The organism is Shimia sp. CNT1-13L.2, from assembly GCF_024331145.1.
GTDB lineage: Bacteria > Pseudomonadota > Alphaproteobacteria > Rhodobacterales > Rhodobacteraceae > Shimia.
Map to the genome: position 1 here is coordinate 445,154 of NZ_JANDJO010000001.1, position 15,423 is coordinate 460,576.

Genomic DNA, 15,423 nt, shown 5'->3' on the forward strand with positions numbered 1-15,423 from the left:
CCGCAACAAGGCGCTCGCCATGCTGGCCATCCTGAAAAACCGGACCTACGCAAGGCTATTCTCGGCGCAGGTCATCGCGCTTCTCGGCACCGGCCTCCTGACCGTCGCCCTCGGGCTTCTTGCCTTCGACCTCGCAGGCCCCGCTGCGGGGGCCGTGCTGGGCACGGCCTATACCATCAAGATGATCGCCTATGTCGGCCTGTCTCCGATCACGGCCGCCATCACCGCCCGTCTGCCCCGCAAGGCCGTTCTGATCGTCATGGACGTCCTGCGCGCTGCCGTGGCCCTCTGCCTGCCTTTCGTGACCGAGATCTGGCAGATCTACGTGCTGATCTTCCTGCTGCAATCGGCTTCGGCCACCTTCACACCGGCGTTTCAGGCGACAATCCCGGACATCCTGCCGGATGAGGCCGAATACACCCGCGCGCTCTCGCTGTCGCGGCTGGCCTATGACATCGAAAACCTGATCTCACCCACCCTCGCGGGCCTGCTGCTTCTGGTGATGGATTTCCACTGGCTGTTTGCCGGAACCTTTGCGGGCTTCCTGCTGTCGGCCCTGCTGGTGCAGCGCACCACCTTCCCGAAAACCGAACCGGCCGTCCAGCGCCCGTTCCGCGAACGCGTCACGCGCGGCAGCTGGATCTACCTGTCCACGCCACGCCTGCGCGGCCTCTTGGCCTTCAACTTCACCGCCACGACCGCCGGGGCCTTCGTGATTGTCAACACCGTCGTCATGGTCCGCAGCACCTATGGCTTTGATGAAACCGCGCTGGCACAGGCGCTGGCCGCTTTCGGGGCCGGTTCCATGCTCGCCGCGCTGACCATCCCGCGCCTTCTCGACAGCATCGACGACCGCAAACTCATGTCGACAGCGGCTCTGGCGCTTGGCTTCTTCACCCTCGGCCATGCCTCGCTGTTTGCCACCTTCGGCGCACCGCCCTGGGGCGTGTTCCTTCTGGCATGGGCCCTCACCGGCATCCTCTACAGCGCCATCCTGACGCCCTCGGGTCGCCTCCTGCGCCGCTCGGCACATCCCGAAGACCGCACCGCCATCTTCACCGCACAGTTCGCCCTAAGCCACGCCTGCTGGCTCATCACCTACCCGACCGCTGGCTGGGTCGCGACGCTGGTCTCGCTGCCTGCCGCCATGGCCATCCTCGGCGCACTTGGACTTGTTTCCGCAACCCTCGGCCTGCGTCTCTGGACCGGCCACGAAGGCACGCTGTCACATGACCATCCGGACCTGCCCGACGATCACCCGCACCTGATGGAACACGGCAACGCGGGCCAGCACGTCCACCCGATCATTATTGATGACAACCACCGCCGCTGGCCGCAGCACCGCTAGGACGCTGCGTTAACCCGCCAGCATCTTGAGGCCCTGCGTCACGTCCGACCGCACCGCCAGCCGCAACCCCGGCTCATCCCCCGCCTTCAACGCCGCGATGATCAGGCGATGGAAATGCGGCGGCTCGGTCTTGCGCAGTTTACCGTAGAGCGCGCGCATCGTCGGCCCCAGTTGCAACCACACGGTTTCGGCCATCGCCAGCATCGCTGGCGCCTGCGCGCGTAGGTACAAGGTTCTGTGAAACTCGAGATTTGACCGGATGTAGCTCACCGCATCACGCCGCGCGACCGCCTGCGCCACGGTCCCATTGATCGCCTGCAAACGGTCGATCAGCGCGATATGCGCCCGTGGCAGCGCCCGGCTGGCAAGCTCCACCTCGATCAGCGCCCGCAACGCCGCAAGCTCCTCAATGCGCTCGCTGGTCAGCTCCGGCGTCGACACACGGCCTGACGAAGACAGGAACAAGGCCCCCTCTGCCACCAGACGCCGAACCGCTTCGCGCGCCGGGGTCATCGACACGTCGTATTCCTTGCCGATCCCGCGCAGCGTCAGCGCCTGACCCGGCTCGATCTCGCCGTGCATGATGCGCGTACGCAAACGGCGGTACACACGGTCATGGGCGGAACTGGAGGGGTCCAAGGGCTTTGTCTGGCTGAGCATGTGCCAAATGTGATCACAAAGCCAGGGAAGGTCAATCGCCAAATCTGTAGCGATGGAGAAGTTCGCTGTTGTCACGCAGCCACCGGCGCAACGGATCGTAGGGGCCGTGAATATCTTCGACCACCTTCCAGAAGGCTGCCGAGTGGTTCATCTCAGCCAGATGCGCCACCTCATGCGCGGCCACATATTCCAGTACCGCCGACGGCGCCATCACCAGCCGCCAGCTATACATCAACGCCCCCTTCGACGAACACGACCCCCAGCGCGAGCGCGTGTCCCGAATGGTAATCCGGCTATAGGTCCGCCCCAGCCGCGCCGCATAGCGATCCGAGGCCGCCACCAGCCGGTCGCGCGCCATAGTCTTGAGGTAGGCCTGCACTCGCGTCGCCGCCTGCTCCGGCTGTCCCGGCAGGCGCATCTCTCCACCCGCGACCTGCACCGACCGTCCGCCACCCGCCACAAGCCGCAGGGGACGCCCTTCAAAAGGCAGATCCACCCCCAGCCCGACCGCAACCTGATCCGGCTGCCGCTCAAGCTGTTTGCGAATCCAGTCCGCCTTTTCATCGGCAAAAGCCAGCGCCTCACCCTCGCGCACACCGTTGGGCAGGGTCAGCGTCACGCGGCCATCCAGACGCGACACCCGCAGGCTGATCCGTCGCGCCCTCGACGAGCGACGCAGAACAACGCCGATTCTCGGCTCACCGGGAAGGAAATGTTGCTCCATGCGCGCTCCTGTTCACCAATGCGCATTATACCCTTTGACACGCCGCCGATGATATGGCAGTCCGCCCCAACCGTCGACATGACTCATAGAATCTGAAGGGGATAACCCATGCCCAAGGAAGAATGGGGCGTCAAGCGCGTTTGCCCGACCACTGGTAAACGCTTCTACGACCTGAACAAGAACCCGATCGTTTCGCCCTACACCGGTGAAGTGGTAGAAATCGATGCTGGCAAAAGCCGGATGATCGAAGCGGATGCCGAAGACGCGGCAACGCTCAAAGCAAAAGCGGCCAATCTGGATGATTCCGATGACGTGCTGGACGATGACGATTCCGTCGACATCGAGCTCGAGGACGACATTCTGGATGACGATGATGATGAAAACGTCTCGCTCGACGAGATCGCAGACGTTGCTTCGGACGACGAAGAAAATTAATTTTACGGAGCGGGCTTTTTTCGCTTGAACCCGCTCCGACATACGCCTAATTAGGCGCGCACAGGCTGAGAGGCCTGACGGTTTGGGGCCTTAGCTCAGCTGGGAGAGCGCTACAATGGCATTGTAGAGGTCAGGAGTTCGATCCTCCTAGGCTCCACCAAACTTCCTCAGGAAATGACACTGACATCGCGCGAAACCTTTGCGCCTGGTACTCGTGTCACCCTTGTCGGTCCGGCCCGGTCCGCGCGGTCAATACGCCCATCCAGACCTTCACATCCTGTCCGGCACAAAACTCTTCGCGAAAAACTGATCCGCTCGCCTCGCCCGTGCGTAATTCCTTTGTTCTTTGAGGAGTTAGGCACCATGAACGAGATCGTGACACCGAAACAGCTGACCGAGGTGGAAAGTTTCACAGCGCCCACGCTTGCCGAAGTCGAAGGCGCGCTGGAAATCATCAAACGCCATAGGGCGCTGCGGTCCGATCACGATTTTGCAGGTGCCCTTCCTTTCGACGCATTGGAATTGAACCGCGTCTACCCCGCGGATTTCGTGGCCGACGCCGCCTACAAGGCAACCATGCCGGATCTCCAGAACGGCCCCTCCAGTCTGATCAAGGGCGCCAAGACAGACATCCAGCACGTCGGCATCTCGAATTTCCGCCTACCCCTGAAATGGCAAACCCGTGACGGTGACCCCCTGGTGCTTGAAACCTCGGTCACGGGCTCGGTCTCGCTCGAGGCGTCGAAAAAAGGCATCAACATGAGCCGCATCATGCGCTCGTTCTACAAACACGCAGACGCGCCATTCGATCTCGAAACCACAGACCGCATCCTGCGGACCTACCTCGACGATCTCGAAAGCCTTGACGCCCGCCTGCAACTCTCTTTCCGATACCCCGTCCTCAAACGGTCACTGCGCAGCAATCTCGAAGGCTACCAATACTACGATGTCGCCTACGAGGTCATCCGCAACGGCCAGCAGGTCACGCGGCTGATGCACGTCGACTATGTCTACTCGTCCACGTGCCCGTGCTCGCTCGAACTCTCCGAACACGCCCGCAACACGCGCGGACAGATTGCAACGCCACACTCGCAACGCTCGGTCGCGCGGCTTTCTGTTGTGGTCCATCAGGGACAGACACTGTGGATCGAAGACCTTGTCGACCTGTGCCTTGCTGCGATCCCGACAGAAACCCAGGTCATGGTGAAGCGCGAAGACGAACAGGCCTTTGCCGAGTTGAACGGGGCCAACCCGATCTTTGTCGAAGACGCGGTGCGCCTGATGTACGAAGCCCTTGAAAACGAAGGGCGCATCGGCGACTTCCGCGTGATTGCCAGCCATCAGGAATCCCTGCACAGCCACGACGCGGTTTCCATTCTGGCCAAGGGCGAAACCTTCCAGCAGGTCAGCTATGACCACCGGATGTTCGCCTCGCTCTACCACGTTGGCTAAGGCCCGACTCGCCGCCCCGTGCGGCGCGTTCAATGGGCGCTGATATGATACCCCCCATCCAGAGCGATCATCTGACCGGTGATCGCTCTTTGCGTGATCAGGAACTTCACCGTGTCGCAGGCCTCGCGCAGCGATGCAGGTCGCTGAAGCGGCAGACGCGCGCAACGGGCGCGGAACTCCTCTTCGGTCTGGCCAGCTTCCGGCAGGATCGGCCCTGGCCCGATCGCATTGACCCGGATCTTCGGTGCAAACTCTTCGGCCAGAACCTTCGTCAGCGTCCACAGACCCGTTTTCGACAGAGTATAGGTCAGGTGGCGCGGCGTTGGATGCAGGACCCGTGAATCGATGACATTCACAATCGCGCCCCCCGCCCCCTTCGGCAGCCGGTCAGCGAAATGCTGGCACAAAAGCAGCGGTGACTTGAGGTGAACATCCATATGATGCCCGAACGACCGCGCTGTCGCCGTAGAGAGGTCATCCCACTCAAAGACCGACGCATTGTTGACCAACACGCCAATCGGCCCAAGCAGGTTCTCCGCACGCTCGATGAGCTTTTCGGCTTCCTGCGACTGGGAAAGATCGGCCTGAACGATTTCCGCACGCCCCCCACCGTTGACGATCTCATCCCTTAGGTCCAACGCCTCGGCTTGCGATCCGTTGTAGTGAATGACCACGGGCCACCCCGAGGCCGCCAGATCCCGAGCGAACGCCCGCCCCAACCGCTTTGCCGCCCCGGTCACCAGAACCGCACTTGTCTGCGGCATTGGCTGTTCGAAAACATCGGGAAAGAACACGTCGTCGGCGTTGGGTGCGGATGTGGAAATCGGCTCTGGGGTCTGCATGTTGTCGGTCACTTGATGTTGTTCAGGAAACGAATGAAGGGCCTTTCCTTCACTACGCACGAACGTCATCGATGGATCACAATCAAAGGTCGCTAGCCTACAATCCTTCGCCTTCCGTCACCTCACCGCTCCACGGCTCCGCTGAGCAGCGTGGCGTCAAGCTCAGCATCCGCTGAAACCCGTAGGGGCGGGGGTCGCTGTTGCAACACGCTTCGATCTTCTTGACGAAAGGCAAGGGCAATTCCTCCATCTTCCGCCACGTGAAGAGTTCGATCGATTGGATCAAAGATGAAAACCGGCCGGTCCTTTGCAACGACGCAATAAACTGGCGCCAGTCGAAACTCTCCAAGTTGGCCCCGCAAGGAAAAACGGCGACCTTACTGGTTTCGCCGCCGCTCTTCCGCCGATTGACCGGATAACCTGGGTACCGCAGAATCTGTATCAGGTCCCCAGGATGCCGGGCAGACGCAGACCATGCTCCTTGGCGCAATCAACTGCGATCTCATAGCCCGCATCCGCATGCCGCCAGACACCGCTGGCCGGATCGTTCCACAACACACGCTCAAGGCGTTTCGCGGCCTCGGGCGTCCCGTCGGCGCAAATCACCACACCAGCATGCTGCGAAAAGCCCATACCAACACCACCACCATGGTGCAGGCTAACCCAGGTCGCACCCGAGGCGGTGTTGACCAACGCGTTTAGAAGCGGCCAGTCGCTCACCGCGTCCGAGCCATCTTTCATGGCTTCGGTTTCGCGATTGGGTGAGGCCACCGAACCGGAATCAAGGTGGTCGCGGCCAATCACAACCGGTGCCTTCAATTCGCCGTTGGCGACCATTTCGTTAAAAGCCAGCCCGGCCTTGTGGCGATCTCCCAGCCCGATCCAGCAAATCCGCGCCGGCAGACCTTGGAATTCGATCCGATCCTGCGCCATGTCGAGCCAGTTGTGCAGATGGGCGTTGTCCGGAAACAGCTCCTTCATCTTCTGGTCGGTCTTGTAGATATCCTCGGGATCACCCGACAACGCACACCAGCGGAACGGTCCGATCCCCTTGCAGAACAGCGGGCGGATATAGGCTGGAACGAAGCCGGGGAAGGCAAAGGCATTTTCCAGCCCCTCCTCCAGCGCCATCTGGCGGATGTTGTTGCCATAGTCCACGGTCGGCACGCCGTCATTGTGGAAGGCGACCATTGCTGCCACTTGCACCTTCATAGACGCGCGGGCCGCGGCTTCGACAACCTTGGGCTCGGTCTGGGCGCGGGCGCGCCATTCCGCAACGCTCCAGCCCTGCGGCAGATAGCCATTGATCGGATCATGCGCCGATGTCTGGTCCGTCACGATATCCGGACGGATGCCGCGCTTGTGGATTTCAGGGAAGATATCGGCGGCGTTACCGATCAGCGCGACCGACTTGGCCTCTCCGGCCTCGGTCCAGCGGCGGATCATCTCGAGGGCTTCGTCGAGCGAATGGGTCTTCTCGTCCACATAGCGGGTCCGCAGACGGAAGTCCGCGCTCTTCTCGTCGCATTCCACGGCCAGACAGCAGGCGCCGGCCATCACAGCCGCGAGGGGCTGGGCGCCGCCCATGCCGCCAAGGCCGCCGGTCAGAATCCACTTGCCCGTGAGGTCGCCGCCATAGTGTTGACGACCAGCCTCGGCGAAGGTTTCGTAAGTGCCCTGCACGATGCCCTGGGTGCCGATGTAGATCCAGGAACCGGCCGTCATCTGGCCGTACATCATCAACCCCTTCTTATCGAGCTCGTTGAAGTGATCCCAGTTGGCCCAGTGCGGCACGAGGTTCGAGTTGGCGATCAGAACTCGTGGTGCATCAGCGTGGGTTTTGACCACGGCAACCGGCTTGCCCGATTGCACGAGCATGGTTTCATCTGCTTCAAGGTCTTTCAACGTGTCGACCATCAAGTCAAAGTCCTGCCACGAACGCGCGGCTCGGCCGATACCGCCATAGACCACCAGCTCATGGGGGTTCTCGGCCACATCCGGATGCAGGTTGTTCATCAGCATTCTCATCGGAGCCTCTGTCAGCCAGCTCTTGGCGGTGATCTCACTGCCGGTAGGCGGGAAGACGTCGCGAATATTATGACGCGGGTTGTTCATTGCTGTCTCCTCAGGATTGCAACGCGCCGTTCAGCGCGATGTCTTCTAGCTGTTTCAGGATTTTCTCAATCACCGGGCGGACGCGCTGTGCACGGTCCTCGCGGTAGGTCCAGGGCGCGACCTCATCCATGTAGGCGCTCTGTGCCATCTCCATTTGGATTGCGTGGGTTCCAGTCTCCGGCTGGCCGTAGTGGCGAGTGGTCCATCCGCCCTTGAAGCGACCGTTTAGCACCGACGGAAACTCTGCCGCGTCGACACAGATTTGTGTGACCGCGCGCTCGATCGACTCGGCACAGGTCGTGCCATTGTTGGTCCCGACACAAAAAACTGGCAGGGTTCCGTCGAACAGAAACGGGATTTGCGAGCGGATCGAATGGCAATCATAGAGGATCGCAACACCGTGTTTAGCTTTTACACGCTCCAGCTCCGCGCTCAACGCGGCATGATACGGGGCATGGTAGGCACGGCGACGCTCCTCGATCTCTTCCTCGGACGGTTCCTGCCCTTCCTGCCAGATCGGGTCGCCATTGAAATCGATCGTCGGGCAAAGCGTCGTGGTGTTCTGCCCGGGATAAAGCGATACGCCTTCGGGATCGCGATTGGCATCGATCACATAACGATGGACGTGAGACTGAACGACTGTCGCCCCGCTCAAAAGGCCTTCGTGAAGGCGATCGATGTGCCAATCGGTATCGTCCAGCCCCTGACCACGAATGTTCAGCCGGTCAAACAGGTCATCAGGCATCCATGTGCCACCGTGAGGCTGTCCCAGTACAATGGGGCTGTCGCCAGATTTGACAGTAAACAGGTTCATGCATCCAGCTCCGGCAAGGTCACTCCGGCAACCGCGGTCAAAGCACCCGAGCCGACAAGGCGCGCGGCCTCTTCAAGGTCCGGCGCCATGTAGCGATCCTGATCAAGGCTCGACACGCTCTCACGCAAACGGGAATACACGGCCTGCAAGGGAGCACTGGTTGTGAGCGGCGCGCGAAATTCGACACCCTGCGCCCCGCAAAGCAGCTCCACACCCAGAATGTAATTCAGGTTCTCTACCATACGGGTCAGCCGCCGTGCGCCATGTGCCGCCATCGAAACATGGTCTTCCTGGTTGGCACTGGTCGGCGTCGAGTCGGTCACGCAGGGATTGGCCAGATGCTTGTTTTCACTCATCAGGGCAGCCGTTGTTACTTCGGCAATCATCAACCCCGAATTGAGGCCGGGATCACTCGCAAGGAACGGCGGCAGGTCAAAGCTCAGCGTTGGATCGACCATGAGCGCGATACGTCGTTGGCTGATTGCACCCAGCTCGGAAACCGCAAGGGCAATCATGTCAGCGGCAAAGCCCACCGGCTCGGCATGAAAGTTCCCGCCGGAAACGATCATGTCGGCCTGCGTCAGAACCAGCGGGTTATCGGTGGCGGCGTTCGCTTCTATCTCGAGGGTGAACGCAGCTTGCCGCAGAACATCCATCGCAGCGCCCGTCACCTGAGGCTGACAGCGAATGCAATAGGGGTCCTGCACACGGCTGTCACCATCCCGGTGGCTTTCGCGGATCACCGAACCTGCCAAGATCGCGCGCATGGCAGCGGCTGCCTCGATCTGGCCGCGCTGTCCACGCAGCGTGTGAATCTCTGGTTGTAACGGTGCGGTCGAGCCCATGATCGCGTCAGTGGACATGGCTGAGATAACCAGAGCATTCTGCGCTGCGCGCCACGCCTGAAACAGTCCAGCCAAACCAAAAGCCGTCGAGAACTGGGTGCCGTTGATGAACGCCAGCCCCTCTTTCGGGCCAAGCTGGATCGGCGCAAGGCCCGCACGTTCAAGTGCCTCGGAACCGGGCAAAATCTCGCCTTCGTACTCGGCCTCCCCCTCACCGATCACTACCGCTGCCATATGCGCCAGGGGGGCCAGATCGCCAGAGGCGCCGACCGAGCCCTGAGCAGGGATCACGGGGCTGACACCACGCTCAAGCATCCCCTGAAGCAGCTCGATGTATTCCCAGCGAACACCCGAGGCACCACGGCCAAAACTCAGGAGCTTCAGCGTCATCACAAGGCGTACCATATGCGTTGGAATCCGCTCGCCGACACCGCAACAGTGACTGAGAATAAGGTTACGCTGCAGGGTCGCAGTGTCGTCCTTGGCGATCTTCATCGACGCGAGCTTACCGAAACCGGTGTTCACACCATAGACCGGCACGTCGCCAGATGCCGCAGCCGCGATTCGCGAAGCCGCCTCTTCAACCGCCGGGCGGCAGGCCTCGTTGAGGCGCACGGGTTTCTCATTCCAATAGACCTCCGCGAGTTGTGACAGGGTCACTTCGCCGGGGATGAGTTCAAGGGCGCTCATTCGCAGCCTCCCAAATATCGTTTGTAAAGGGGGTTGAACCCGATGCGGTAAGCCAATTCCGCCGGGTGCTGGACGTTCCAGACGGCAAGGTCGGCACGTTTGCCGCCTTCGATCGTTCCGCAATCCTTCAGACCAAGCGCGCGGGCTGCATTGCGCGTCACCCCTGCCAAAGCCTCTTCAGGCGTCATGCGGAAAAGGGTGCACCCCATGTTCATGGTCAAGAGAAGCGAGGTAAGTGGCGAAGATCCGGGGTTAGCATCGGTCGCGAGCGCCATCGGCACACTATGCCGACGTAGGGACTCGATTGGAGGCACCTGGGTTTCGCGGAGCGTATAGAAGGCACCGGGCAGAATGACCGCAACGGTGCCTGCAGCAGCCATCGCCGCGACCCCCTCATCATCCAGATACTCGATGTGATCCGCGCTCATTGCGCCATAGCTGGCGGCGAGCTTTGCGCCGCCAAGGTTGGAGAGCTGCTCAGCATGCAACTTGACCGGCAGCCCCAATTCCCGCGCCATGTCAAAGACACGGGCAATGTGCTCGGGCTGAAACGCGATTCCCTCACAGAAACCGTCAACGGCATCCACCAATCCTTCGGCATGGGCCGCGCGCAGAGCCGGAATGCAAACATCGTCAATATAGCGGTCATGCTCGCCCGCCATTTCCGGCGGCAGCGCATGCGCACCGAGGAAAGTTGTCAGCACCCGCACCGGGCGCTCCTGGGCAATCCGGCGGGCAGCCCGCAACATGCGCAGCTCCGTTTCATGGTCGAGGCCATAGCCCGACTTGACCTCGAGGACAGTCACACCCTCGGCAATGAGGGCATCAACGCGCGGAAGCGCATCTGCCAGCAGCTGGTCTTCTGATGCGGCCCGCGTCGACTTGACGGTCGAGACAATACCGCCCCCCGCCCGCGCGACTTCTTCGTAAGTCGCGCCGTTCAATCGCATTTCGAATTCCTTGGCGCGATTGCCACCAGAAACCACATGCGTGTGGCAATCGATCAGGCCCGGGGTAACGAGGCGACCACCTAGATCGTGCGCTTTGAGACTTGTGTATTGCTCGGGCAACTCAGCCTGCGGACCAGCCCACACAATTTTCCCGACCTCAATGACCACTGCCCCACTCTCAATCATGCCGTAGGGAGCATCACCCACCAGTGTGGCCAGCTTTGCATTCGTCAGCAGCACAAGAATTCCCCTTGTTATATTGCACAAAAATGTTTTATGTCTGCTCATAAAAAGCTGTCAAGCAGGAAAATCAGGATGAAAACCATTTGGGCGAACCAGGCTTTGACAGCCAAGGGATGGGCGAGCCACGTCAGTGTAGAGATCGGTGCCGATGGGCGCATCGTCAACGTGGACGAGGACACGCCGCCCAGAGGGCACCGGGTTGAAACCCTGCTCCCCGCACCTGCAAACAGCCACAGCCACGCCTTCCAACGCGCGATGGCTGGCCTGACCGAGAAGCGCGGCGAAAACCCGACCGACAGCTTCTGGACCTGGCGCAAGCTCATGTACGACTTCCTCGGACGGGTGACGCCGGATCAGGTAGAAGCGATTGCCGCGCTGGTCCAAATGGAGATGCTCGAGGCTGGCTACGCCACCAATGTAGAGTTCCACTACCTGCACCACCAAGCCGACGGCAGTTCCTATGCCCAGCTTGGCGAAATGTCCGAGCGCATCGCGGCTGCGGCCTCCGAAAGCGGCATAGGACTGACCCTACTGCCGGTCCAATACCAATACGGCGGCTGCGACAAACGCGCTCTGACCCAAGGCCAGCTGCGCTTCGGAAACGATCCCGAGCGCTATGCCCGGCTGCTTGATGAAGCTGGTAGGGCGCTCAAAACCCTGGCGCCTGATGCCCGGCTGGGCGTGGCCCCTCACAGCCTGCGCGCCGTTGCACCCGAACAGCTGCGCGACGCCGCAACCCTTGTGCCCGAGGGTCCCGTTCACATTCACATCGCAGAACAGATTCCCGAGGTTGAGGAAGTTCAAGCCGCCTGGGGCGCAAGGCCAGTAGAATGGGCCCTCGACAATCTCGACCTCGACCAACGCTGGTGCATGATTCATGCCACCCAGATGCTGCCGAACGAAACCAAAGCACTGGCCGCAACCGGTGCCATCGCTGGCCTTTGCCCGATCACCGAGGCCTCGCTGGGTGACGGCATCTTCGATGGCGTTCGCTGGATGGATGCGGGTGGCAGGATCTCGGTAGGATCAGACAGCAACATCCTGATCTCCCTCGCCGAAGAGATGCGCGTTCTCGACACCACCCAGCGCCTGCGCGACCACACCCGCGCCGCATTGGCCGACGCCACCACATCCACCGGACGTCGGATCTTTTCAGGTATCTGCGAAGGCGGGGCGCTGGCCGCAGGGCGTAGTTCCGGCTCCATCGCCGTAGGACAATGGGCAGACCTTCTGTCGCTGGATATGAACCACATCAACCTGGCCGGCCTTCGGGGCGACACCATCCTGGATTCGTTTGCGTTTACCGGGGACAACCGGATGATCAGCGACGTGTGGGCCGCGGGACGTCACATGGTCAGGGACGGGGCACATGTTCGGCGCGCCGAGATCACCTCTCGCTACAGGAAAGCGGTCGCTCATCTGCGCGAAGGGGCCTGATCAGAACCGCGTGGTCATCCGATGCCCGCGCTGGAATACCATGCGCACATATGTGATCGGCTCTCCGCGCCACCACGTTGACCGCTCGGCCAGGAACAGCGGATTCCCTACCGCACAGCCAAGATGGCTGGCCAGAACTTCATCCGACGCCGTCGCAGAAAAACTGATTTCAGCATCCGAGAACGGCACGGTTTCCACCAGCCATTCATTCGGGCTCGTCTCGGAAAAATCCACATCCGCGGCGTTCGGCAGGGCCGCAAGGTTAATCCAGCGATCCTCGTACTGATAGGGGTTGTTGTCGGCATAGTGCACGCAGACGAGGTGCAGAACCTGCCCTCTATCTCCAAGCCCCATCCGCGCCCGCAACCAATCCGGCGTATCGCACAGGTCCCGACGCACAAGCGCGTAGCGGTACATCCTGCCACTGGCCTCGATTTCCTCGCGCACTACGGGGATCTCGAACTGGGCGCGCCGAACCGGAGACATCCTGACCCGAGTTCCTGCCTTGCGCTTACGCTCAACGAGCCCTTCTTCAGCCAGTTCTCGTACCGCACGGTTAACCGTTGCGCGCGCGCACTGAAACTCGGCAGCAAGATCAATTTCGTTCGGGATCAACTCACCAGGCCCCCAATCGCCATCCACAATTCGGGTTCGGATAACTTCTTTGACATCCCGGAAAGCTGCCTTCATCGAGCCCCACCCCTTCGACAGTGAAGAAAATTTACAGCAACAAAACTTAGTTAAGTGCGAATTTATTTGCAATTCACTACAAGGGAAACTTCTCAGACGCAAAAAATATGGAGTTTTCCCACGTTTCAACCTCCGCTTTGCGGTGAAATTCCACAACGAAAATCATTTGCCTAGACATATTACCCGCTACACTCTCACTGTAGGGCACTGACCCGAATGGCAGGCCCTCGGGGGCGCACACTGCGCAGCCCCCCCCCAATCCCAACGTCACGCAAGCGATGCGCAACCGAGGTCAAACCCTGATGCAGCTGCTTGCCCTGAAGTCCGGACAAACACCCGTACCTAGTCCGCTACCATCCCCGGTACTGAAGCCCTTCCAGCGTAATTCAAACATCGAGGGCTTCCAGCACAACATAAAACTACCAACGCGCTGTTGCTGTGCGAATTGCGAAGCAGCAGAACGCCCGCACTCTCCCAATAGAAACGGGCACCGCGTTAGTCTTTACTTGGTAAAATGGTGCCCGGGGGCGGAATCGAACCACCGACACGAGGATTTTCAATCACACTACCAATAATGAAATCAAGGAGTTATTGGTGAGTGTATCATTTTGTGTATAACTTTCACTCGAAGAGATCAGAAATTTCGGTCAAGTATTTGAAATATCATCATCATTTTTCCACGAATAGATTCACACCCTCCCCAAGCCAGATACTCAAAAGCCCACGCTTAACCACTTGGGCCGGACCGCTTCCAATATGATCAACCTTCCAGCTTTGCAGGGCGCCCATACTCGTTTTCCTTGTGCTCCATAAACTTTGGGGTTGCCGAAATGCGTGGATAAAGAGCCTTTTCGTGCTCTCTGATAGAACTGCAAAGTTTGTCATGCAGACCTCCAAGACGCTCAACATTCAACATATCCTGAGCGATGTTACGAAACACTCGGGCAAATGGTTGATTCTTGTAGTGCCTAAATAGTTGATCGAATTTCGTACTCACGCCCAGGTTAACTCCCGTGAAACCTACCGACAGTGAAAACTGCAGGCCATTGCCAGTGGACACGGCGTATTTCTTCATCAACTTTGCGCACGATTGGTCCACATATTTCAGAACATTGTTGACCTCCTTGAACTTGTCCGCCGCAGACAAGTGAGAAAGGTTATGAAAAACGGTTCTACATTCTTTGAACTCGCGCCTGTTTCGCAGCTCTAACGCCAGCTCGATACACTGTTTAGGGTTATCTGTTTTAGAGATTAGGTAGGCTGTGAAGAAAGGTAGGCGAACTGCAAATTGAGCTTGCCCGCTGGGTTCAAGAATGGATGACAGCGTCTGTTGAGACTTCTCTTTGAGGTTTTGAAGTAGGCCAGAAACTTGAGACGGATAGTCAATCCGGTAACAACTCTCACAGAAGGCGTCGCGAAGAGGAGCCAAGAAAACATCCGCACCTTCCATATGGGCGATTGCATTGTAGAAATGAGAGCGCTCAGCAGCCCAGCCATAGCCAAAAATCAGCCGATCCAAAGCGGTTTTTCCATCTTCTCCTCGGAATTGCGGGTTGCTTGTGCTGAAGGCGTGCACGAGATCCTTAGCATCACGAATTTCAGGCTGTTCAACTACATTGATCGCCGGGCTGTGATCATCGTCTGATGCAACCAGCTTGCGATCAGTTTCTTCGTTGCGGAATGCACTGTCGATTGCTTCCTCATATCTTGGGCGCTTTGGATTAGTCACCAAATAAGAAAGTGTCAGATACTCGCTTGAAACCCAAACATCCCATCTCAATTGCGGGTCAATTCGCAAAGATTCAAAGAAACTGACGACATCCCCAGCGGGCTTCGAATCTTCGAACGAAAATGTCATGCTACGTGCAAAATTAGCAGCATCTGCTGAAATTTCTGAGTGCTTGTCAGCATCGACGCTTGAGAAATTTATGAAGTCAAAGTTCCGAAGCCTTTTAGACCGATACTCTTCCTTGTAATCATCAACTCCTAACAACTGGTCGCTGAACAAGATTGCGGTCACAAGCTTTTCCAAACACAGAATATCGTTATCGATATAGTTCAGATTCAACGTCTGGCTGACGCCGGTGATGCGCTCCACTCCGCTCAGCGTGGCGTTATCAACTAGGATGCGACGGTTGGTACTCACTGGAAAATCCTATTGAAACTGACGCTTGGAGT

14 protein-coding genes, 1 tRNA gene and 1 pseudogene are annotated in these 15,423 nt (G+C 59.3%); 5 read left to right on the plus strand and 11 right to left on the minus strand.

Annotated features, from left to right (window positions below):
• Positions 1-19 precede the first annotated feature (19 nt).
• Positions 20-1,348: an MFS transporter gene (locus tag NNA36_RS02245; RefSeq protein ID WP_255103825.1), complete on the plus strand. Its 1,329-nt coding sequence runs from the start codon at positions 20-22 to the stop codon at positions 1,346-1,348.
• Between the two features lie 9 nt (positions 1,349-1,357).
• Here NNA36_RS02245 and NNA36_RS02250 read toward each other — a convergent pair whose 3' ends face one another.
• Together NNA36_RS02250 and NNA36_RS02255 are read right to left on the minus strand one after the other, a co-directional pair.
• Complete coding sequence (locus NNA36_RS02250; RefSeq protein WP_255103827.1) at positions 1,358-2,008, minus strand: GntR family transcriptional regulator; 651 nt, start codon at positions 2,006-2,008, stop codon at positions 1,358-1,360.
• A 31-nt stretch (positions 2,009-2,039) separates the two neighbouring features.
• Positions 2,040-2,732, minus strand: a complete 693-nt coding sequence (locus NNA36_RS02255; RefSeq protein ID WP_255103828.1) for a M48 family metallopeptidase — start codon at positions 2,730-2,732, stop codon at positions 2,040-2,042.
• Between the two features lie 108 nt (positions 2,733-2,840).
• Between NNA36_RS02255 and NNA36_RS02260 the strand changes: the two genes are divergently transcribed.
• The 3 genes from NNA36_RS02260 to folE2 all read left to right on the plus strand — a co-directional run bounded on the left by NNA36_RS02260 (position 2,841) and on the right by folE2 (position 4,619).
• Positions 2,841-3,167 (plus strand): TIGR02300 family protein, encoded by a 327-nt coding sequence (locus tag NNA36_RS02260; protein ID WP_255103830.1) that lies wholly within the window; start codon positions 2,841-2,843, stop codon positions 3,165-3,167.
• A gap of 84 nt (positions 3,168-3,251) precedes the next feature.
• A tRNA-Ala gene (locus NNA36_RS02265) sits at positions 3,252-3,327 on the plus strand.
• 203 nt (positions 3,328-3,530) lie between these two features.
• Positions 3,531-4,619, plus strand: coding sequence for a GTP cyclohydrolase FolE2 (folE2, locus tag NNA36_RS02270; RefSeq protein ID WP_255103831.1), 1,089 nt, complete (start codon positions 3,531-3,533; stop codon positions 4,617-4,619).
• A 29-nt stretch (positions 4,620-4,648) separates the two neighbouring features.
• Here folE2 and NNA36_RS02275 read toward each other — a convergent pair whose 3' ends face one another.
• From NNA36_RS02275 to hutI, 6 genes are all read right to left on the minus strand, one after another.
• A complete protein-coding gene (locus NNA36_RS02275) occupies positions 4,649-5,461 on the minus strand; it encodes an SDR family oxidoreductase (RefSeq protein WP_255103833.1) in 813 nt (270 codons plus the stop codon).
• 97 nt (positions 5,462-5,558) lie between these two features.
• The gene (locus NNA36_RS19950; protein WP_369681607.1) at positions 5,559-5,951 is read right to left on the minus strand and encodes a HutD family protein; all 393 of its coding nucleotides are present in this window, start codon (positions 5,949-5,951) and stop codon (positions 5,559-5,561) included.
• The gene (hutU, locus tag NNA36_RS02280) at positions 5,903-7,576 is read right to left on the minus strand and encodes a urocanate hydratase (RefSeq protein WP_255103835.1); all 1,674 of its coding nucleotides are present in this window, start codon (positions 7,574-7,576) and stop codon (positions 5,903-5,905) included. The genes NNA36_RS19950 and hutU overlap by 49 nt, the downstream gene beginning before the upstream one ends.
• A 10-nt stretch (positions 7,577-7,586) precedes the next feature.
• Complete coding sequence (gene hutG / locus NNA36_RS02285; protein ID WP_255103837.1) at positions 7,587-8,390, minus strand: N-formylglutamate deformylase; 804 nt, start codon at positions 8,388-8,390, stop codon at positions 7,587-7,589.
• Positions 8,387-9,925 carry a histidine ammonia-lyase gene (hutH, locus tag NNA36_RS02290; RefSeq protein ID WP_255103839.1) on the minus strand — a complete coding sequence of 513 codons (1,539 nt, stop codon included), beginning with the start codon at positions 9,923-9,925 and terminating at the stop codon, positions 8,387-8,389. Before hutH ends, hutG begins: the two co-directional genes overlap by 4 nt.
• Entirely contained in the window at positions 9,922-11,061 is a 1,140-nt protein-coding gene (gene hutI / locus NNA36_RS02295) for an imidazolonepropionase (protein ID WP_255104388.1), read from the minus strand. The genes hutH and hutI overlap by 4 nt, the downstream gene beginning before the upstream one ends.
• Positions 11,062-11,190: 129 nt before the next feature.
• Between hutI and NNA36_RS02300 the strand changes: the two genes are divergently transcribed.
• Positions 11,191-12,555 carry a formimidoylglutamate deiminase gene (locus tag NNA36_RS02300; RefSeq protein WP_255103841.1) on the plus strand — a complete coding sequence of 455 codons (1,365 nt, stop codon included), beginning with the start codon at positions 11,191-11,193 and terminating at the stop codon, positions 12,553-12,555.
• Here NNA36_RS02300 and NNA36_RS02305 read toward each other — a convergent pair whose 3' ends face one another.
• The 3 genes and pseudogenes from NNA36_RS02305 to NNA36_RS02310 form a co-directional block, all read right to left on the minus strand.
• The gene (locus NNA36_RS02305; RefSeq protein ID WP_369681618.1) at positions 12,556-13,041 is read right to left on the minus strand and encodes a GntR family transcriptional regulator; all 486 of its coding nucleotides are present in this window, start codon (positions 13,039-13,041) and stop codon (positions 12,556-12,558) included.
• 15 nt (positions 13,042-13,056) lie between these two features.
• Positions 13,057-13,245 (minus strand): annotated as a pseudogene (locus NNA36_RS19955) (GntR family transcriptional regulator); the annotation flags it as partial.
• 760 nt (positions 13,246-14,005) lie between these two features.
• A complete protein-coding gene (locus NNA36_RS02310; RefSeq protein WP_255103845.1) occupies positions 14,006-15,391 on the minus strand; it encodes a hypothetical protein in 1,386 nt (461 codons plus the stop codon).
• Between the last annotated feature and the right edge of the window lie 32 nt (positions 15,392-15,423).